Genomic DNA, 19,799 nt, shown 5'->3' on the forward strand with positions numbered 1-19,799 from the left:
CTTGCTGACCTTTTTCCGCATTTTTTGCGCCGCCGCTCCTGGCATAGCTGGCGGCCAGCGACGCCATCGCCTCCGCCCCCAAGTCGCCCCCCAAGTCGCCCCCCAAGTCGAGCAATTGCTGCTGGCCATGGGCGGCGAGATGTCGCGCGAGGCGTTGCAGCGTCTCCTGGGGTTGCAGGACCGCAAGTCCTTTCGGGAACGCTACCTCGGACCGGCCCTGGCGGAGGGACTCGTGGAGATGACCATTGCGGACAGGCCCACAAGCCGCCTGCAACGGTATCGGCTGGCGGAGAGGGGACGCCGGTGTCGGCGGGAGCGGCATGCGGGGTAGAGGGGCGGCGGTGCGTGGCCAACAGTCTTAAACTGGTGTCCGGTTTAGCGGGGGCAACTCCATTCACGGCAACGTGTACCATGTCCCCTTGCCGGCGCCATGCCGCACAAGCAATCCCTGCCCGACGAGCCTGCGGAAATGCTCCTTGAGCGTATTGCGGCTGGCCCCGGTCATGGCGATCATCTCCCCCATGGTGACCCGGCCGTGCATCCGGGCCTGTTCGACGATCCGCACAGCAAGCTCGGGTAGGGCGGCAAGCACGATCCTCTCCCGTTCCACCTTGGCCGCCAGACGGCGCGTCTGCTGCTCCAGGGCGCGCAGAAAAAAGACGAGCCAGGGCTGCCAGTCCGGCGTATCCGTGCGGATCGTGCCCTGGGTCCGGCGCAGGGCGAGGTAATATGCCTCCTTGCTGTTCTCGATGACGCTTTCCAGCGAACTGTACGGGACATAGGCATAGCCGCTTTGCAGCAAAAGCAGTGTGGTCAGGATACGGCTTAAGCGCCCGTTGCCGTCCTGGAAGGGGTGGATTTCCAGGAAGACCACGACAAAGACGGCGATGCGCAGCAACGGGTGCAGATGGCCGCGCCCGGCCTCGGCGGTGAGCCAGGCCACGAGCTCGGCCATGCGCCGAGGCGTGTCGAACGGCGAGGCGGTTTCGAAGACGATGCCGATCTGCCGCCCGGAGGCGTCGAAGGCGGCCACGCTGTTGGACGTTGTCTTGTATTCCCCGCGATGCCGGGCGTCCTTGTCGCTGTGGCGCAACAGATCGCGGTGCAACTGCCGGATGTGGTTTTCCGTCAAAGGGATGTCCGCCCAGGATTCGAAGATCGTCTCCATGGTCTGGGCGTATCCGGCCACCTCCTGTTCGTCGCGGGTGGCGAAGGGGGTGATGGTGAGACGCGAAAGAAGCTTTTCGACCTGGCTGTCGGAGAGCCTCGCCCCTTCGATGCGGGTGGACGATCCCACGCTTTCGATGGTGGCGATGCGGCGCAGGGCGTGCAGTCGGTCGGGGGCCAACGTGCCGAGGGCGCGCCATGCCCCCTTGAATTCGTCGCACGCCGCGATGAGCTTCAAAAGCTCCGGGGTGATGCGGATGGTGTCGGTTTGCAGCACGGGTGTGTCTCCTCACCCATAAATACACCCATATTCACCCATAAGTCCAGGGCGTTCCCCGGGATGGGGAGGGGGCGGACTGGCGGCGGGAGTTGCTACGGGCCGAGGCGCAGGACCAGGTTCACCGTCCCGCCCTCCCCGAAATCCCCAGCCCCGTAGGGCGCAAGATATCGCGGCAGCATGGAGTCGGAGATAGCCCCCGGCATGGGGGAAAAGCCGCACTTTTCATAGGCCCGCAGCGCCCGGGCGTTCTGCCTGGACGGCCGGATGATCGAGGGGGGTTCGGGGGAAACTTTTTGAAAAAAGTTTCCCCCGATATCTTACCGGTTCACCGACTGGGTGACATCATTGAGCCTCGTCAGCACGGTCACGTAGTAGCGGGCCATCTTGCCCCGGTGGTCGGCCAGCATGGAGTCGTGGGAGCCTTCGACGACGAACGGCGGGTCGAAGGAGCAGATCTTGTCCATGGCCCGGAAGGCCTCCTTGAGGTTTTCCTCGCCGCCTTTTTGCCCGATGGACGGATAGCATTTGACCAGGGCGTAGAGGAAATCGCGCACCACGAGCATGGCCCCCTGGGCGTAGTAGACCCGGTCGTCCTCGTCGGAGAAGGAGACCTCGTCGCCGGACTGGATGAGCAGCCCCATGGGCTGGTCCAGGAATTCGCGGCCGGTGATGTAGGTCAAAAGGTCGTAGATGTCGTCGGTGCGCAGGTTGAAGACGGCGGTTCCGGCGGCCAGTTCCTTTTCGTACTGGCGCACCAGGTCGATGCCGGCCCGGTATTCGCTTTCCGTGGAGGAATGGAAGAATCCCCAGATGTCTTCGGCGTAGACGAGGCGTTTTTCCCGGGCGGCCTTCAATCCTTCGTGCTCCGCGCCCATGGCCCCGTGCTTGCTGCACCGGGTGGAGAAGAAGCGGATGAGCATGCGGGTGGAGAAGATGACGCCTTTTTGGCGCGAGGCCCGGTTGTCCAGGAACCGGGTGGGGAAAAAGTCGTTGGCGGACCAGCCGAAGGTGGAGCCCATTTCGCGTTCCAGTTGATGGACGATGGCCTCAGCCAGCACGGCGCCCTTTTCCTGGGGCGGGGAATTCTCGCCCACGTTTTGGACCAGGGCCTTGACGGATTCGTCCACGTCGGCAAAACGTGTGGGGTCCACGGCGTCGTAGATGCCGTTTAAGAGCCCTATGGCGTAGAAGGCCACGGGCCAGAAAAGGATGAACCCGGCGGCGATGATCAGGTATCTGGCCGGAATGCGTCGGGCGAAGATGGATTTCGGGGTGGAGTCGGACGGATTCGGGTCGGGGCTTTGCATGGGGGCATCCTTTTTTCGTGGCGTGGCCGCTGGTGCGGGGCCGCGCATGTGTGCGGCGCGAGAGTAGTCCGATCCGCGAAAGGCGGTCAAGAGATGCGGGAGCGGGGGAGGTTTTTGCGCGAGGCGACCGGTCCGTGATTATTTTCCCGACGGCGGGGGCGAAAAAGGCCCAATGTGGATTGAAAAGCGTTTGACTTGGGGCTAAAAGGGCCTTCATGCCGGAAAAGACAATACTTTTTGTCGCCCAGGCGCAGACGGTGACGGCGCTCTTCCAGAGCCTCAAAGAGGCCGGGGTGACTGGCGCAATCGCCGACTCCCTACCCGGCGCTTTGGCTTTCCTTAAGAAATCCAAGCCCATCCTGATATTTACCCAGGCCAAGATCGGCATCTATTCGGCGGAGTCGCTTCTGGCCAAGGGCCGTGAGGCCGGGGATTTTCCGCCCACGGTGGTCTTCACCGACCGGGGCTCGGCGGCCGAGGCCCAGCGGTATCTGGAGCTCGGGGCCAAGGATTATTGGCTCGAACCCCTGTCCTGGGAGAAGATCCAGGCGGTCATGCCCCGCGATGGCGAACCGGGCGCGGGCCTGCGAACAGGTGAGCCCGGGTCGCGAGCCGCAGCCGCCCCGGCCGACAGGCAGGCCCATGCCGGGGTGACGGGCCACAGCGACGCCCCGTGCGGGCGGTTCGCCATCATCGGCGATCATCCGGCCATCCGCCGCGTCCTGTCCCTGGCCAGACAGGTGGCGAAATCCCGGGCCACGGTGCTTATTTCCGGCGAATCCGGCACGGGCAAGGAGATGTTCGCCCGCTTCCTGCACGCCCATAGCGACCGGGCACAGGGGCCGTTCGTGGCCATCAACTGTGCGGCGCTCCCCGAGCACCTGTTGGAGAGCGAGCTTTTCGGCCATGAGAAGGGGGCGTTTACCGGGGCCATCGCCCGCAAGATGGGCAAGTTCGAGCTGGCCCAGGGCGGCACCATCCTCCTCGACGAGATTTCCGAGATGGATCTGGGGCTTCAGGCCAAGCTTTTGCGTGTGCTCCAGGAAGGCGAGTTCGACCGGGTGGGCGGCACGGAGACCGTGCGGGCCGATGTGCGCGTCCTGGCCACCACCAACCGCCGCCTGGAGGAATATGTGGAGGAGGCGAAGTTCCGCCAGGATTTGTACTACCGTCTAAACGTCATTCCGCTCAAGCTGCCGCCCCTGCGGGAGCGTGGCCAGGACATCCCGGGGCTGGCCGCCTATTTCGCGGAAAAATACTGCCGGGCCTACGGCCTGGACAAGATCCGGTTCACGGCCGAGGCCATGGACTGGCTGACCGCCTACGACTGGCCGGGCAACGTGCGGGAGTTGCAAAACCTCATGGAGCGGGCCGTGCTTTTGGCTGGCGGCGGGGCCATCAAAAAGGCCCACTTCCTGCTCGACGCCGACAACTGGCCGGACCTGGAGTCCGACGGCGGCGACGCCGAGGAGACATTGGCTCCAGAAACGCCTATTCCGACGGATGCGGCCACAGCGCCCGCGCCTGCCATCCCGGCGGGCGACGCTCCGGACGCCGAAGGCGGGCTTGTGCCTCCGGGAGGCTTTTCGGCCCTGGCCGGGGCGCCGACCGGGGACATCGAGACCCTGGACGTCATGGAGCGGCGCATGATCATGAAAAGCCTGGACAAGACCGAGGGCAACCGCACCCAGGCGGCGCAACTTTTGGGCATCTCCGTGCGCACGCTTCGCAACAAGCTCAACGAATACCGCAAGCTCGGCATGGACATTCCCTAGCCGCCGGTCTTTTTCGTCCGACCCGCCAGCTTTTTTCATAACGCCAACCACAAGGCTTTATTGCCGTATGGCCCAGCCCACGACCTTCAATATCCTGATGTATTCCCACGACACCTACGGTCTAGGGCACATCCGCCGCACCCTGGCCATCGCCTCGCACATGCGCCAAAAGGGGGTGAACATCCTCATCCTCACCGGCTCGCCCCTGGCCGGGCGCTTCTCCTCGCCCGAGGGCGTGGATTTCGTGCGCATCCCGGGCATGATCAAGAAAACCAACGAAGAATATCTGCCCCTGTCCATCAAGATCAACGCCCGCCACGCCCTAAACATCCGGCGCAACATCATCGTGGCCACGGCCAAGGCCTTCCAGCCGCACCTTTTTATCGTGGACAAGGCCCCCATGGGCTTAAAGCGCGAGGTCATCCCGACGCTCAAGTGGCTCAAGCGCCGCCTGCCCAAGACCCGCACCATCCTGGGGCTGCGGGACATCATGGACGACGCCGAGAGCACGCGAAAAGACTGGCGGGACAAGGGCGTCTACGAGGTTTTGGAGAAGTATTATTCCGAGATATGGGTCTACGGCGACCGGGATCTCTACGACCCCATTGTGGAATACGACATCCCCGAGAGCATCAGCCAAAAGATGGTGTTTACGGGCTATATCCCGCGGCTGGTGCCCATGCGCCATTCCATGGCCGCGGTTCGGCGCGAGGAGCGCATCTCCGGGGAGGAGCGGCTGGTGCTGGTGACCACGGGCGGCGGCGGCGACGGCTATCCGCTCATGGAGGCCTACCTGGACATGCTCGAAGACATGGGGGAGCCGCCGTTTCGCAGCGTGCTGGTGTCGGGGCCGTTTATGCCCCGCCCCGAGCGGGAGGCCATCGCCCGGCGCGCGGCGGGCCTTCGGGTGCGGTTTTACCATTTCTACCGGCGCATGGAGGTGCTTTTGGGGCTGGCCGACGCGGTGGTGACCATGGGCGGCTACAACACCACCTGCGAGATTTTGAGCCAGATCAAGCCCTCGCTGGTGATTCCCCGGGAGGTGCCGCGCATGGAGCAGCGCATCCGGGCGGAGATGTTAAGCCGCCGCAAGCTCATCGAATTTCTGCCCTGGGAGGATCTGTCGCCGGATTCCCTGCGGGACAAGATCGGGGCGCTTCTGGATGATCCGGAGCCGTACTGCCGGGCCATGGGGGCGTTCAAGTTCTGCGGGCTGGACGTGATTTCGGCCCGGGTGGCGGAGTTTCGCGCCGCCCAGGAGGGCGAGGCGGGCGAGGCCCCGGCGCGGCCGAAAAAGAAACGGGCCGGGGATGCGGCGGCAGTAGAGGGGTAGACGCGGGACGCGTCACATAAGCACAAGGAGATCACGTTTCATGGCCGATCAAAGGCCCGTTCTGGCCATGGTCCTTAAGGGCTATCCCCGCATTTCCGAGACGTTTATCTCAAACGAAATCAGGATATTGGAGGAGCTTGGGCTGCGCATCCGGATCATCTCCATGCGCAAACCCCGCGAATCCTTCGCCCACGCCTCGGTGTCGCGCATACAGGCCGAGGTGGTCTATCTGCCCGAGATGCTCTCCGGGCACTGGGGCGAATTTCTCAGGCGCAACCTGCGCCAGTTGCGCGCCCGCCCGGCGGCCTATCTCAAGGCCTCGGCCCGCATGCTGCGCCAGCTCATAAAAACCCGGCGTTCGGCCTCCCTCAAGCATCTGCTCCAGGCCGGGTATCTGCTGCAAGACCCGAAGTCCGATCCCCCGGCGGCCCACTTTCACGCCCATTTCGCCCATTCCCCGGGCTCCGTGGCCCGCTACGCGGCCATGCTTACGGGCCTGCCGTTCAGCTTCACCGGCCACGCCAAGGACGTCTACACCCAAAATCCCGCCAGCCTGGCCGAAAAACTGCGCCACGCCGCCTTCGCCGTGACCTGCACCGGGCACAATCGCGAATATCTTGACCGCCTGGCCGCCGGGCGCACCCCTGTGCATCTGGTCTACCATGGCATCGACCTGTCGCTTTTCACGCCTGGGCCGCCGCCGCCCCTCGAACCACCCTTCCGCATCCTCGCCGTGGCCCGCCTGACGGCCAAGAAGGGCCTGCCCACGGTCATCCGGGCCCTGGCCCTTCTGGCCGAACAGGGACTGGACTTCACCTTCGACCTCATCGGCGAGGGAGAGGACCGCCAGAAGCTCGAAGCCCTGGCGGGCTATTCGGGGCTGGCCACCAGGATGCGCTTCCATGGGGCCATGCCCCACGAGCAGGTGCTGGATTTCTACCGCTCCGCCCATGCCTTCGTCCTGGGCTGCCAGGTGCTGCAAAACGGCGACCGCGACGGCATCCCCAACGTCCTGGTGGAGGCCATGGCCATGGGCGTGCCCGTGGCCGCAACCCACGTCTCGGCTATCCCGGAACTGGTGGAGGAAGAAAAAACCGGTCTGCTGGTTTCCCCCGGCGACCCCGAGGCCCTGGCCCGGGCCGTCCACCGCCTGCTGACCGACGCCGCATTGCGGGATCGGATCATCCCGGCGGCCAGGGACAAGGTGCGGGCCGATTTCGACAATACGGTCCACACCGCGCGGCTGGCGAACATCTTCCGGGCCCTGGCCGGAAGTCCCCCCGGGATGTTCGCCGACCCGGAATCGGACGCCGAGGAGACGCCCCGGCTGTGAAAATCGCCTTCTACGCCCCCATGAAGCCCCTGTCGGACCCCACCCCGTCGGGCGACGCCACCATCGCCAAAGGGCTGGTGGAATTTCTGCGCTCCCGGGGGCACGAGGTCATGGAGGCCAGCGCCCTGCGCGCCCGGTGGATATTCAAGAAGCCCTGGCTGTGGCCCGGGGTGTTGTGGGAGCGGCGCGAGACCGGGATGCGCCTGGAGGACGCCCGGGCCGACCTGTGGCTGACGTATCACGCCTACTACAAGGCCCCGGACGTGCTCGGCCCCTGGTGCGCCCGCCGGGCGAACATCCCCTACGCCATCTTTCAAGGCATCTATTCCACCAAGCGGGCCAAGAAGCTCGGCACCCGGCTGGGGTTTCTCCTTAACCGCCAAAGCCTTCGGGCGGCGGCCCACGTCTTCACCAACCGCCTGCTCGATCTGGAGAACCTGCGCCGGATCATCCCGGAAGACCGGCTCAGCCATGTGCCCCCGGGCATCTTCCCCGGGCAGTTCGTCTTTGATCCGGCGGCCCGCAAGGCGCTTCGCGCCGAACTCGCCGGGGACGGCCCGGTCATCGCCACGGCGGCCATGTTCCGGCCCGGGGTCAAGGTGGAGGGCCTGCGCTACCTCATCTTACGGCTTGGGGAACTGGCCCGGGAGGGGCGGCGGTTTCGGCTGCTGGCAGCCGGGGACGGGGTCTGCCGGGAGGAGATCATGGAACTGGCCCGGCGGGAACTGCCGGGACGGGCCTATTTTCTGGGCCGCGTGCCGCGCGAGGAGCTGGCCGGGGCCTTGAGCGCCGCCGATCTCTTCGCCTTCCCGGGCATCCGGGAGTCCCTGGGCATGGTCTACCTGGAGGCCCAGTCCGTGGGGCTGCCGGTGGTGGCCTTCGACAACGGCGGGGTGCCCGAGGTGGTAGGCCGGGACGAGACCGGGTTTCTCACGCCGCCCTTTGACGACGCAGCCTTTCGGGCCGCCCTGTGTCGCCTGCTGGACGACCGGGATCTGCGCCGGGCCATGGGCGAACGGGCCGAGGCCAGGGTGCGCCAGCGCCACGACCTGGGAGTCAACTACGCCGCAGCCGAGGCCGTGCTCACGGCCTTGGGCGACCGTCCCCTGCGGGAGCTGTTTGCCCGCCAAGGGCCGCCCGCAGGCGCAAAAAACCGATGAAGTCCGTTTCTTTGAGCCGCTTGCAGGCCAGATAGCATCCCACATATTCCTCAATGCCCATGTCCCGGCCGTAGACCGGGAAAAGGGGCGCTTCCGGCAGAAAGGTCAGCCCGAGCCGGGCCGCAATCCGTGGGTGGATGGGCATGGTGAATTCCCCGAAGGGATCGGGGAAGGCCTCGCGCACCGGCCCGGGAAGGGGCGGATAGCCCAGCTTGTCCAGGACCGCCTCGGCCGTCATGAGGCACAGGGACCGTCCCGGATGGTTCACCGTGTGAAACGCCAAGGAATGGCGGCTCATTTCGCGCACGCTTTGGGACAGCTTGATGTCCCAGTGTTTTTCCTTCTCCGCCTCCCGGCGTCTGGATTTCTCCATGATGGCGTCCAGATCGAAGTAGCGGGCGGGGTCCGTGTGCAGATAGAGGTGCATGATCTCGCGATCCGACAATCCCCGGGAGAGCAGTTCGTCCAGAAAGAAATCGGAATAGGCGAAGGCCGTGTTGGAGGACCAAAACGGCCAATAGTCCAGGAAAAAGAGGTTGGGCAGGCACAGCGACGGACATCCGGCGGGCAGCCGGGACAACAGCTCGTCGCTGCAAAGCTCCCCCCATTCGGCCTCCAGGCGTTGGTGCAGGAAGAGGCCGCATCGTCGGAGCAGGGCAGGGGGCACGGGTTGTCGCGTATAGTTGACGGCATGGGCAATCTCGAAATCCCGGCTGAACCCGGGATGCGCGGCGAAAAGCTTCACCAGGGGCTCGCCCTGGCAGTTGGCGTGGATCAGGCAAAGGGGCTTCATGGTCCGCCCATGGTAGCCGCACCGGGCCGCTTGGGGCAAGGGGGCGAACTGGCGTGGAACGCGTCTGGGGCGTGTGGAGGCATTTTTGATCTTGACATTTGTATCTTAAAAGTTACAAGAGGTCATGCACTATGAAGTCCGTCGGTATCATGCCCAGGATGGCCGGGAACCTGTCACCCAGTGGCTGGCGGAACTGCGGGACGTGCAGGCCCGGGCGCGCGTCGCCGCCCGGGTGGGTCGTCTTGCCGCCGGGAATTTTGGCGATTGCAAGACGCTCGGGAACGGGGTGATGGAACTGCGCATCGACCATGGCCCGGGGTACAGGGTCTATTTTTCCGTGGTGGGCCGGACGGTGGTTCTTTTGTTGTGCGGCGGCGACAAGCGAACCCAGCAGGCTGACATCGAGAGGGCGACGGCCTGTCTGGCCGATTTCAAGCAGAGGGTGCACTCATGAAAAAGTATGAAAAGGCGAGTGTGAGCCATGACGAGGCGTTGGTGCGGGAATTGCGCGCCGATCCGGAATTCGCCGCCCAGTACCTCCAGGCGGCCATGGAGGACACGGACGAACCCACGGTGCTGCTTCTGGCCTTGCGCCAGATTTCCGAGGCCTTCGGCATGGCCGAGGTGGCTAGGCAGGCCGGAATCACCCGGGAAAGCCTGTACCGCGCCCTGTCTCCCCGGGGCAACCCCACCTTGCGCACCCTGACGGCGGTGCTCAAGGCCGTGGGGCTGCGTCTCGCCGTGGCCCCGGGCGGCGAAACCCCGGAGGTGGCCTGTTCCGGATGAACGGCTAGTCCGGCCCGGGAAAATGTGCTGGCGGGTCCGGCGACCGTCGTGGTATTCTTCGGCTGTTTCGGTGGTGCGACGGGGCTGTGCCCCGTCGTCAGGTCGAGGCGGCCCGCCTTTTTCGTTGCGAGGCGGAAAATGATCCGAAACGGCCGGTTTGCCGCATGCGGGCCACACGGCGCGTGGCTTGGGCGTGTCAAACGGCACGGGGCTCCATGTTCCGAAAACGACTGGGCGAAATCCATTCCCGAGACCTGGTGGCCGTCGCCCCCCGGACCACGGTGGGCGAGGTGGCCGGGCTTATGCGCGAACGCGCCCTGTCCTGCCTGCCGGTGCTCGATGATGGCCGTCCCGTGGGCATCGTCACCGAGCGGGGTCTGCTGTGGGCCGTGGCCGTCGATACCGGCGTGGGCCGGGCAGACGTGTCCACGATCATGTCCTCCCCGGTGTTGACGGCAACCCCGGACATGACCGCCCACGAGGCCTATTCCCTGCTGCAAAAAAACCGGTTGCGCCACCTGGTGGTCGTCTCCGCCGACGGAGCGGCCTGCGGCGTGGTCTCCCAGTCCGATCTGGTGGAGCATCTGGGCTACGAATATTTCGTCGAACTGCGCCGCCTGTCCCGGATCATGGTCCGCGAGGTGGTGACCGCAGCGCCCGCCACCCCGCTGGCCGAGGCCCTGGGCCTTATGGCCGAAAAGAGCATCAGTTGCCTGTTGGCCGTGGAGGATGGCCGCCCGGTGGGCATCTTCACCGAACGCGACGCGGCCGCGGTGATCCTGGCCGGCGAGGCGGCCGGCGCGATGTCCCTTGGCCACGCCATGCGCACCCCGGTGCTCACGGTCGCCGCCGACATCCCGGTCCACGAGGGCCTGTCGCTGATGCGCCGAAACGGCATCCGCCGCCTGGTCATGGTGGACGGGGAGGGACGGCTGGTCGGACTGGTCACCCAGTCCGACGTGGTCAACGCCATGGAGTGGGAATACATCGGCGTGCTCAAGGAGATCATCCGGGAAAAGGAGGAAAGCTACCGCAACATCTTCGTCAGCGCCATGGAGGGCATCTTTTGTACGGGGATGGACGGGCGTATCCTGGAGGCCAATCCGGCCATGGCCAGGATGCTCGGCTACGACAGCCCCGAGGAGCTGATGGACTCGGTGCGCGATATCGGAACCCAACTGTATACCCAGACCGGCAGGCGGGGAGAGATTCTGGCGATTTTGTCACAGGGGGAGGGCCCCTATACCTTCGAAGCCCAGTTCCGGCGTCGCGACGGCGACTTGGCCTGGGTGTCCTGCACGGCCAAGCTTTTTCGGGATTTCCAGGGCAGGGCGGCCAGGGTGGAGGGCATCTGCCTGGACATCACCGGCCGCAAGAACGCCGAACTGGCCCTGGCCCGCAGCGAGGCCCGCTACCGGTCCATTGTCGAGGACCAGACCGAACTCATCTGCCGCTACCGGCCCGACGGCCGCCTGTCCTTCGTCAACGAGGCCTATGTGCGCTATTTCGGCAAGGATCGGCGCGACCTCATCGGCGAAAATTTCATTCCCCACATCCCCGACGCCGACATGGTCGTGATCACCAGGGGGATCGCCTCCATCTCCATGGCCAACCCCGTGGTCGATTTCGAACACCGTATCGTCATGCCCGGCGGGATCATGCGCTGGCAGCGCTGGACCCACAGGGGCGTCTTCGACCTGGCGGGCAACGTGGTGGAATACCAGGCCGTGGGCAACGACGTCACCGAACGCAAGCTGGCCGAGGAGGCTCTGGAGCATGCCCGGGACGAGCTGGAAGCCCGGGTGGCGGCGCGCACGGCCGAACTGGCCGCCGCCAACGCCTCCCTGCGCCAGGAGATCGAGGCCCGGGCCAAGGCCCAGGAGCGGCTCAAGGAAAACGCCATCTTCTTGGAGACCATCCTGGACGCCATCCAGGACGGCATCAGCGTCCTGGATACGGACTTAAACGTCATCAAGGTCAATGCGACCATGCAGGCCATGTACGAATCCGGATCGCCCTTGGTGGGGCGCGCCTGCCATGAGGCCTTCCGGGGCCGGGCGACCCCCTGTCCGAGCTGTCCCAGCGTACGGGCCATGGCCGACGGCCGTATGCACTCCGAGGCCGTGTCCCGTGAGATCGACGAGGGCGGGCCGCCGGGGTTTATCGAGCTTTTCTCTTATCCGTTCCGCGACGGGCTCGGCCGGATCAAGGGCGTGGTGGAGTTTGTGCGCGACATCACCGAGCGCAAGCGCCTGGAGCGGGAGCTCCTGCGGGCCATGCACCAGAGCGACGCCGCCAACCAGGCCAAGAGCCGCTTCCTGGCCAACATGAGCCACGAGATCAGAACCCCGCTCAATGCCGTTTTGGGATATATCCAGCTTGTCCTGCACGAGGAGCTGTCCCCCAAGGCCAGACAGCGTCTGGGCGTGGCCGAGGAGTCGGCCCAGACCCTGTTGTCGGTCATCAACGACATCCTGGATTATTCGAAGATCGAGGCCGGGAAGCTGGACATCCGGGAAGTGAGCGTGGATCTGCGGGAGATATCCGCCTCCCTGGCCCGGCAGCAGGAGGTGTTGGCCAAAAACAAGGGCCTGACCCTGTCCTGCCGGGTGGCCCCGGACGTGCCGCGCCGGGTCTTTGCCGACCCCATGCGGCTCAAGCAGATCCTGCTCAATCTGGTGGGCAACGCCATCAAATATACCGAACGCGGCGGCGTGGAGGTGGAGGTGTCCCGGGCCGGGCACAGGGGGCTTTCGACATCCCGGGTGGGCGGCGAGACGGCGACCCTGGTTTTCTCCGTGTCCGACACGGGCATCGGCATCCCCGAGGACAGCCGGGAGGCCGTGTTCGACAGCTTCACCCAGGTCGATTCCGGGCTGACCAAAAAATACGCGGGCACGGGCCTTGGCCTGGCCATTTGCAAAAAAATCGCCGGGCTTCTGGGCGGCGATCTCTCCTTCGACAGCCAGGTGGGCCAGGGCAGCACCTTCCGTTTCCAGGTGGCCCTGCGCGTGGACAGCCGCGACATCCCGGATGTCCAGGCCGTCCGGCCGGACCTCGAAGCCTGCGCTGCGATCGGCGGGGAGCGCCCCCTGCGGGTGCTTTTGGTGGAGGACAACCGCATCAACCGCATGTTCGCCGAGGATCTCCTGTCCAGCCACGGCCATGCCGTGGCCACGGCGGAAGACGGGCGACAGGCCCTGGAGCGGCTTTGCCGGGAGTCATTCGATGTGGTGCTCATGGACATCCAGATGCCGGTCATGGACGGGTTGACCGCTACCCGGGCCATCCGGGCCGGGCACGGTGGCATCGACCCCGCCGTGGCGGTCATCGGGCTGTCGGCCTACGCCCTGGACCGGGAGCGGGAACGCTTTCTCGACGCCGGGCTTGACGGCTACATCACCAAGCCCGTGAATATCGAATCCTTTTTCCAGGCCGTCTCCCGGATCACCCGGGGACGGGGGCGCGTGGCGGACATGCCGCTGACGGCCGGGGCCGTCCCCCGACCCGCCGCTTCCGTCGCTTCCGTCGCCTCCGGCGCCTCCGCCGCCCCGCAGGTCGAGGAACCCGTGGACCGGGCCGGGCTTGCCGCCCAATACGGGAAGAAAACCGACCTGTTGCGGCTTTTGGCCGGGGAATTCGAAAAGGCGGCCCCGACGTGCCTTTCGGACATGGAGGCGGCCCTCCGGGACAACGACCTGGACACGTTCGCCCGCCTGGCCCATACGCTCCGGGGCAACGCGGCCATGTTCGGGGCCGGTCCCCTGCGTCACGACGCCGCCCTGGCCGAGGAGGCCGCCGTCCGGGGCGACAGGGCCCAGACCACGCAGCTTGCGCCCCTTCTGGCCGCAGGCGTGCGGCGGACACTGGCCGCCCTCGACGCCTTTTTGACGGCACAAACCCAGGAAACCGTACCCTCCGGGACAAGGATCGATCAGGGATGAGCACCGCCGCCTTCGCCCTCGTGCGCCACGCCACCACCTATTGGAACCAGGAAAAACGCATCCAGGGCCACTGGGATTCGGAACTGAGCCCGGAGGGTCTCGCCGAGGCCGGACGTTTCGCCGAGACCCTGGCGGGCATGGGATTCGCCCGGATTCTCAGCAGCGATCTGACCCGGGCCAAGACCACCGCCGGCATCATGAACGTGCGTCTGAAGCTGCCCATGACCGTGGAACGGGGGCTTCGCGAGCAGAAATTCGGGGATTGGACCGGGAAACTGGTGGCTGATCTGCGTGGGCGCGGCCTGGAGGAGCAGGTGGCCCTGGGGTGGGATTTCCGTCCGCAAAACGGGGAGAGCCGGGACGAGGTTTTCGGCCGGGCCGAGCGCACCCTGATCGAGGCGGCCCGGCATTGGCCTGGGAAAAACATCCTGGTCGTGACCCACGAAGGGGTCATCAAGGCCCTGGTTTACCGGCTTCTTGGCCGCAGCTATCTGCCGCACGAGCCCAAGATCTTAAAGACCGGATGCGCCCACTGGATCCGGGTCAATGAAGGCGTGCCCACCCTCGGCGACATCAACGTGCCCCTGTAAGCCGCCCTCCCGCCGCCGTGAAGATCCTTTTCTACTGCCAGCATGTGCTCGGGCTTGGGCATTTCATGCGCAGCCTGGAGATCGTCGCCGCCCTGGCCCCGGACCAGGTGGTCCTGGTCTCGGGGGGGCCGCCCGTGCCCGTGCCCCTGCCGCCCCATGTCCGCGAGGTCCGGCTGCCCGCCCTGGAGATGGATGCGGACTTTACCCGCCTGTCGGCCACGGACGGCGGGGGGCTTGCGGACGTCAAGGAACGGCGGCGCGAGATCCTTTTATCCCTTCTGGACGCCGAGCGGCCGGACGTCTTTTTCGTGGAGCTCTATCCCTTCGGCCGCAAGGCCTTTGAATTCGAGCTTGTGCCCGCGCTTTCGGCCATCCGGGAGGGCCGCTTCGGCCCGGTGCGCGTGGTCTGCGGCCTGCGCGACATCCTGGTGGAGAAAAAGGACCAGGCGGCCTACGAAGCCCGGGTCATCGCCCGGCTCAACGCCTTTTTCGACCTGGTGACGATCCATGCCGACCCGGCCCTGTTTCCTTTGTCGGCCACGTTTTCCCGTACGGCGGACATTGACGCGCCGGTGCGCTATTCCGGCTATGTGGCCCCGCCGGAAGCCCCTGCGGACCTTCCTGCGGCGGCGGTCAGGGCCCGGCTCGGCGTGCCGCCGGGGAACCGGCTCCTGGCGGCCAGCGCCGGGGGCGGCCGGGTCGGCGGCGAGGTGTTGGCGGCGGTTGTCTCCGCCCTGGCCCTGCCCCGGGCGGCCGGGCTTGGTCCCATAAGCCTTCGCGTCTTCTCCGGCCCCTATGCCCCGCAGGAGGAATACGCCGCCCTGCAGGCCGCCGCGGCAACCCTTCCCGACGCCCGGGTGGAACGTTTTGCCGCCGATTTCCCAGCCATCCTGCGCGCCGCCGACCTGTCCGTGAGCCTGGCTGGATACAATACGGTCATGGCCGTATTGCGGGCCGGGGTCCGGGCCCTGGTCCGGCCCTTCGACCAGAACCGGGAACAACGCCTGCGCGCCTCCCGGTTGGCCGAGCTGGGGCTTTTGGGGGTTCTTGAGGCTGCCGACCTCGAACCCGGCCGCCTGCTCTCCCGCCTGGACGGCATCCTGGCCGCCCCGCCTCCCCAAAGGACCGCCGTGCGCCTGGACGGCGCGGCCGGGACCGCCCGCATCCTGCGGGAGTGGGGGATGGCGGCGGGCATGCCTGGATCGAAAATCCCCTAATCTCCGCGTTCCTGCGTTTTTCTGTCTGGGGCATGGCGTTTTGCGCCACACCTGATGCGCCCGAGGGAAATCGTGCTCAAAAATAGTTTGACTATCAAAATTTAAAGTCATAGAGATTTTTCGACATCAAAATATTTGCCGTCCAAAGGAGTTGCTCATGATCGGACGTTTCGCCAGACCCGGGGCCTACAAAGACCTCGTCGACCTCAAGGAATTCTCCTCCTGCGCCGTGGGTGGGGCCTTGGCCCTGGCCTCCTGGATGTGGGGATATTTCGGGTGGCCGTCGGCCGATATCGCCATGGCCCTGGCCGTGGCCTCGGTGCTGATGAACGGATTGCCCATCGTCTGGGGCGCGTTCCGGGGGATTTTCGAAAAACGCCTCAATGTGGACGAACTGGTCAGTCTGGCCATCGTGGCCTCGGTGATCCAGGGCGAATATCTCACCGCCGCCGTGGTGGCCTTCATCATGACCCTGGGGGCGCAGGTGGAGGGGATCGTCAGCGACTCGGCCCGCAAGTCCATCCAGGCCCTGGCCCGCATGACCCCGGACACGGCCACCCTGATCGATGCCGACGGGGGGCGGCGGCAGACGCCGGTCAGCGCGCTTGCGGCCGGGGACCGGCTGGAGATCAGGCCCGGGGAGCGGATACCCGTGGACGGCCAGGTGGTGGCCGGGATCACGGCCGTGGACGAATCCTCGGTGACCGGCGAGGCCATGCCCGTGAACCGGGGGGTGGGCGACGAGGTGCTGGCCGGAACCTTAAGCTACAACGGGGTGATCGAGATTGTGGCCGCCCGGGTGGGCCAGGACACTACGCTCGGCACGGTGATCCGGCTGGTGACCGAGGCCGAGACGAACCGCCCCAAGGCTGCCCGGGTGGTGGACACCTATGCCAAATGGTTCACGCCGTTGGTCCTGGCCCTGGCCGGGGTGGCCTGGTGGGCCTCCGGGAACCTGGACCGGGCCGTGGCCGTGCTGGTGGCCGGATGCCCCTGCGCCCTGCTCATGGCCGCCCCCACGGCCGCCGTGGCCGCCGTGGCCCGGGCCGCGCGCATGGGCATCCTGGTCAAGGGCGGTCGGCCGCTTGAGGAGGTGGGCCGGGTGGACGCCGTGCTTTTCGATAAGACCGGCACCCTGACCCTGGGCGAACCCGTGGTGGATGAGACTGTCCCGGCCCCGGGCGTAACCGCCTCCGAGCTTTTGGCCGCGGCCGCCTGTGCCGAGCAGCACTCCACGCATCCCCTGGCCCGGGCCGTGTTGCATGCCGCCGCCGCAGCGGGCGTTGACGCGCCACGGGCCGAGGAATTTTTAAGCGAGGCCGGAACCGGCGTGCGGGCCCGCATGGACGGCCGGGAGATCGAGGTGGGCGGGGCGGCCCTGGCCCCCGCCGGGAATCTGCCGCCGGTCCTGGCCAAGGCCTTGGAATCGGCGGCGGCGCGGGGGGCCACGCCCCTGGTGGTCCGGCGCGACGGGCAGGTCATGGGCCTGCTGGCCGTCACCGATACCATACGGCCCTTGGCCCGCGATTCCGTGGCCGCCCTGCGCGCCCTGGGCGTCGCCCGGGTGGGCATCCTCTCCGGCGACCACGACCGCTCCGTGGCTGGCGTGGCGGCGGCCCTTGGCATCACCGAATCCTGGCCGGGACTCAAACCCGCCGACAAGCCGCGCATCGTGGAGGAGTTTCAGGATGCCGGGGGTCGGGTCATGTTCGTGGGCGACGGCATCAACGACGCCCCGGCCCTGGCCAGGGCCGACGTGGGCGTGGCCATGGGCGCGGCAGGTACCGACGTGGCTCTGGAGACGGCCCAGGTGGCGCTGACCCGCGACGACATCGGACGGCTGCCCCTTTTGGTCAGCCTGTCGCGGCGCATGCGGCTGGTGATCAAGGTCAACATCGCCCTGGGCGTGTTGTCCAACGGCCTGGCCATGTTCGGCGGCTCGTATGGGCTTTTGAGCCCCATTGCGGCCTCGGTGTTCCACAACGCCGGGTCCATTCTGGTGGTCATGTCCTCGGCGGCGCTCTTTTTTGTCTCCGGCCGGGGCGAAGCCGGACTTGCCCCGGCCCGGGCCGGGATGCGATAGGAGGCTTCCCAGGGAGGAAACTTTTTGAAAAAAGTTTCCTCCCTGGACCCTCCTTCAAAAACTGTATCGGGCTTCGCCGCTTCTGCTCGCACAGGGGCGGGTGTCGGCTCGGGGGCGGAACGGACATGGAGAACATGGAAGAATTGACCGGGCTTCTGATCGAATTCTACGAGCGTTTCTCCTCCTGGGAGCAGGGCGTGGTGCGCGAGACGGGCCTGACCCTGCCCCAGATGCATACCCTGGAGATCATCGGGGCCACGGGCAACCTGCGCATGAAGGAGGTGGCCGAAAAGATGGGCGTGACCACGGGGTCGCTCACCGTCCTGGTGGACCGCCTGGTGCGGGCCGGGCTCGTCGAGCGCAAGCCCGACGAAAAGGACCGCCGCTCCATCCGGGTGGGGCTGACCCCCGAGGGCCGCAAGCACTTCGAGGGGCACCACCTGCTGCACCTGCAACTCTCCCAGGATATCGCCGGGGCGCTCACCCCGGAAGAGGCCGAACGCTTTCCGCAGATGCTCACGAAGATCATGGCCCAGTTCTAGGCCGCAGGATGTGTCGGCAGTCGCCGCTGTCCGGCGGCGAGAGCGGCAAGAGGCAGGAAGTCTGAAATCTCCTCGCGCGGGTTTACGGGAAAACCCGACGTTCCTGAATCTGCAAATCCCTGGGGGGGATCCTCCCGGTATCCGTAATTCCTTGCTTGCAACCATACTGTCGCGTAGAGAATCTGGGATGTTCCGACGGGCCTTTCCCCCCCAAAAGCCTTCCGGTTGTGCGTTCGTGATGTCGACGGGGGGGCGATGTCATGCGGAAGAGCCGATTCAGCGCGGCCCGGATCATCGGGATTCTCAAACAGGCTGTCGCGGCGTATTTTGAAATGTGTGTCCAACAGTTCGGAATTTGGGGCCAGGGGTGGCATGGAAGCAGGTCGTATTTGACTCTATAATAAATGGAGTGGCCTGATGGAACCGAGTGGAATGGACAATGATCATAAAGCGACTGTACGGGAGACGATTTGTAAAAATTCGGAGCTAAGCGTCGCATTTATGGCAATGAATATGCTCGCGGCCACAATTGCGAGCTATGGCTTGTTTGCAAATAGCCCGGCCGTCATAATCGGTGCAATGATCATTGCGATGCTTCTCGGTCCAATCACTGGCGTCTCCCTTTCATTGGTTGACAGCGACACGAAACTCCTTGTTACGAGTATAACCACTCTGGTCGCAGGCGCTGTGGGTGTCATTGTCACAGCCTTGATCATAGGCACCATACATATCGATGTCCCAATTTCAGAAGAGATTCTCTCCCGGACACACCCAAATTTCGCAGATCTCATGATTGCTCTCGCCGGTGGAGCAGCTGGTGCATATGCTTATGTTTCGCCCAGGTTGAGCGTGGCTTTTGTTGGTGTGGCAATCGCTACGGCCTTGGTTCCGCCGCTTTGCGCTGCGAGTATCCTTCTCGCTCGAGGGCATTATGATCTTTCCTTTGGAGCATTTCTGCTGACATTTACGAATATTGTCGCCATACAGTTTTCATCATCTGTGGTTCTTTGGCTTACAGGATTCCGGAATATTAGTCATGCAAAGGGTGTCTCGTTTTATATATTTTTTAAAAACAACAGTGTTAGTATCGTTATATTGGCAATCCTTGGGGTGGTGTTGACTGATACTATGCATGAAACCCTTTCTGAGAAAATCTATGAGGCAAATATAAATCAAGTTTTAAAAATGGAATGTGACCATGCCGAGGGATGTTTTCTGCCGGCGGTTCGATTCGATGAGAACGACAAAGGCGTAGTCATCATCAACGCCGTGGTGCGTGGGCCAAATCCACCGCGGCCTGAGAGGATTGCTGCCATAGAGCAGAAACTGCCTGCACATCCCAAGGGCAAACCCACCGAGCTTCGAGCGCGTTTTGTGCCAACTGCCACGATTAATCGCAACGGGGTTTTGTATGAGGACTAGCCTCGCAGGGCCGCTTGCCTTCTTCGCACAGTGAAGATTCAGATACGTGTTGACACGACCTTGAACC

General features: G+C 65.1%; 16 protein-coding genes. 13 read left to right on the forward strand and 3 right to left on the reverse strand.

Annotated elements, in window-relative coordinates; all coding sequences use genetic code 11:
• The first annotated feature begins 1 nt into the window (after position 1).
• Entirely contained in the window at positions 2-331 is a 330-nt protein-coding gene (locus GD606_RS18235; RefSeq protein ID WP_374190867.1) for a Fic family protein, read from the forward strand.
• 63 nt (positions 332-394) lie between these two features.
• Here the strand turns inward: GD606_RS18235 and GD606_RS18240 are convergent, their stop codons facing one another.
• Together GD606_RS18240 and GD606_RS18245 are read right to left on the reverse strand one after the other, a co-directional pair.
• A complete protein-coding gene (locus GD606_RS18240) occupies positions 395-1,444 on the reverse strand; it encodes a Fic family protein (RefSeq protein ID WP_163304059.1) in 1,050 nt (349 codons plus the stop codon).
• Between the two features lie 320 nt (positions 1,445-1,764).
• Complete coding sequence (locus GD606_RS18245; protein ID WP_163303006.1) at positions 1,765-2,754, reverse strand: DUF2333 family protein; 990 nt, start codon at positions 2,752-2,754, stop codon at positions 1,765-1,767.
• A gap of 215 nt (positions 2,755-2,969) precedes the next feature.
• Between GD606_RS18245 and GD606_RS18250 the strand changes: the two genes are divergently transcribed.
• The 4 genes from GD606_RS18250 to GD606_RS18265 all read left to right on the forward strand — a co-directional run bounded on the left by GD606_RS18250 (position 2,970) and on the right by GD606_RS18265 (position 8,355).
• Positions 2,970-4,529: a sigma-54-dependent transcriptional regulator gene (locus GD606_RS18250; protein ID WP_163303005.1), complete on the forward strand. Its 1,560-nt coding sequence runs from the start codon at positions 2,970-2,972 to the stop codon at positions 4,527-4,529.
• Between the two features lie 67 nt (positions 4,530-4,596).
• Positions 4,597-5,862, forward strand: a complete 1,266-nt coding sequence (locus GD606_RS18255) for a glycosyltransferase family protein (protein ID WP_163303004.1) — start codon at positions 4,597-4,599, stop codon at positions 5,860-5,862.
• 40 nt (positions 5,863-5,902) lie between these two features.
• Positions 5,903-7,195 (forward strand): glycosyltransferase, encoded by a 1,293-nt coding sequence (locus GD606_RS18260; protein WP_163303003.1) that lies wholly within the window; start codon positions 5,903-5,905, stop codon positions 7,193-7,195.
• Positions 7,192-8,355 carry a glycosyltransferase family 4 protein gene (locus GD606_RS18265; RefSeq protein WP_163303002.1) on the forward strand — a complete coding sequence of 388 codons (1,164 nt, stop codon included), beginning with the start codon at positions 7,192-7,194 and terminating at the stop codon, positions 8,353-8,355. The genes GD606_RS18260 and GD606_RS18265 overlap by 4 nt, the downstream gene beginning before the upstream one ends.
• On the opposite strand, the gene GD606_RS18270 is transcribed toward GD606_RS18265, so the two are convergent.
• Positions 8,279-9,148 carry a WcbI family polysaccharide biosynthesis putative acetyltransferase gene (locus GD606_RS18270; protein WP_163303001.1) on the reverse strand — a complete coding sequence of 290 codons (870 nt, stop codon included), beginning with the start codon at positions 9,146-9,148 and terminating at the stop codon, positions 8,279-8,281. The genes GD606_RS18265 and GD606_RS18270 overlap by 77 nt on opposite strands.
• A gap of 124 nt (positions 9,149-9,272) precedes the next feature.
• Between GD606_RS18270 and GD606_RS18275 the strand changes: the two genes are divergently transcribed.
• The 8 genes from GD606_RS18275 to GD606_RS18310 all read left to right on the forward strand — a co-directional run bounded on the left by GD606_RS18275 (position 9,273) and on the right by GD606_RS18310 (position 19,732).
• On the forward strand, positions 9,273-9,602 hold the full coding sequence (locus GD606_RS18275) for a type II toxin-antitoxin system RelE/ParE family toxin (protein ID WP_163303000.1): 330 nt from the start codon (positions 9,273-9,275) through the stop codon (positions 9,600-9,602).
• Positions 9,599-9,934 carry an addiction module antidote protein gene (locus GD606_RS18280; RefSeq protein WP_163302999.1) on the forward strand — a complete coding sequence of 112 codons (336 nt, stop codon included), beginning with the start codon at positions 9,599-9,601 and terminating at the stop codon, positions 9,932-9,934. The genes GD606_RS18275 and GD606_RS18280 overlap by 4 nt, the downstream gene beginning before the upstream one ends.
• A 215-nt stretch (positions 9,935-10,149) precedes the next feature.
• Positions 10,150-13,878 (forward strand): CBS domain-containing protein, encoded by a 3,729-nt coding sequence (locus tag GD606_RS18285; protein WP_163302998.1) that lies wholly within the window; start codon positions 10,150-10,152, stop codon positions 13,876-13,878.
• On the forward strand, positions 13,875-14,468 hold the full coding sequence (locus GD606_RS18290) for a histidine phosphatase family protein (protein ID WP_163302997.1): 594 nt from the start codon (positions 13,875-13,877) through the stop codon (positions 14,466-14,468). The genes GD606_RS18285 and GD606_RS18290 overlap by 4 nt, the downstream gene beginning before the upstream one ends.
• 17 nt (positions 14,469-14,485) lie before the next feature.
• The gene (locus GD606_RS18295; protein WP_163302996.1) at positions 14,486-15,685 is read left to right on the forward strand and encodes a glycosyltransferase family protein; all 1,200 of its coding nucleotides are present in this window, start codon (positions 14,486-14,488) and stop codon (positions 15,683-15,685) included.
• Positions 15,686-15,842: 157 nt separating this feature from the next.
• The gene (locus tag GD606_RS18300; protein ID WP_163302995.1) at positions 15,843-17,768 is read left to right on the forward strand and encodes a heavy metal translocating P-type ATPase; all 1,926 of its coding nucleotides are present in this window, start codon (positions 15,843-15,845) and stop codon (positions 17,766-17,768) included.
• Positions 17,769-17,893: 125 nt separating this feature from the next.
• Entirely contained in the window at positions 17,894-18,310 is a 417-nt protein-coding gene (locus GD606_RS18305; RefSeq protein WP_163302994.1) for a MarR family winged helix-turn-helix transcriptional regulator, read from the forward strand.
• 432 nt (positions 18,311-18,742) lie between these two features.
• On the forward strand, positions 18,743-19,732 hold the full coding sequence (locus GD606_RS18310; RefSeq protein WP_163302993.1) for a TIGR00341 family protein: 990 nt from the start codon (positions 18,743-18,745) through the stop codon (positions 19,730-19,732).
• Positions 19,733-19,799 lie beyond the last annotated feature (67 nt).

Origin of the sequence: Desulfolutivibrio sulfodismutans DSM 3696, from assembly GCF_013376455.1 — a bacterium.
Classification (GTDB): domain Bacteria; phylum Desulfobacterota; class Desulfovibrionia; order Desulfovibrionales; family Desulfovibrionaceae; genus Desulfolutivibrio; species Desulfolutivibrio sulfodismutans.

Coding starts and splice junctions, on each gene's coding strand:
- GD606_RS18300 (WP_163302995.1), top strand. CDS start 15,843: ATGATCGGACGTTTCGCCAGACCCGGGGCCTACAAAGACCTCGTCGAC.
- GD606_RS18310 (WP_163302993.1), top strand. CDS start 18,743: ATGGACAATGATCATAAAGCGACTGTACGGGAGACGATTTGTAAAAAT.
- GD606_RS18290 (WP_163302997.1), top strand. CDS start 13,875: ATGAGCACCGCCGCCTTCGCCCTCGTGCGCCACGCCACCACCTATTGG.
- GD606_RS18280 (WP_163302999.1), top strand. CDS start 9,599: ATGAAAAAGTATGAAAAGGCGAGTGTGAGCCATGACGAGGCGTTGGTG.
- GD606_RS18250 (WP_163303005.1), top strand. CDS start 2,970: ATGCCGGAAAAGACAATACTTTTTGTCGCCCAGGCGCAGACGGTGACG.
- GD606_RS18285 (WP_163302998.1), top strand. CDS start 10,150: ATGTTCCGAAAACGACTGGGCGAAATCCATTCCCGAGACCTGGTGGCC.
- GD606_RS18255 (WP_163303004.1), top strand. CDS start 4,597: ATGGCCCAGCCCACGACCTTCAATATCCTGATGTATTCCCACGACACC.
- GD606_RS18260 (WP_163303003.1), top strand. CDS start 5,903: ATGGCCGATCAAAGGCCCGTTCTGGCCATGGTCCTTAAGGGCTATCCC.
- GD606_RS18275 (WP_163303000.1), top strand. CDS start 9,273: ATGCACTATGAAGTCCGTCGGTATCATGCCCAGGATGGCCGGGAACCT.
- GD606_RS18305 (WP_163302994.1), top strand. CDS start 17,894: ATGGAGAACATGGAAGAATTGACCGGGCTTCTGATCGAATTCTACGAG.
- GD606_RS18245 (WP_163303006.1), bottom strand. CDS start 2,754: ATGCAAAGCCCCGACCCGAATCCGTCCGACTCCACCCCGAAATCCATC.
- GD606_RS18270 (WP_163303001.1), bottom strand. CDS start 9,148: ATGAAGCCCCTTTGCCTGATCCACGCCAACTGCCAGGGCGAGCCCCTG.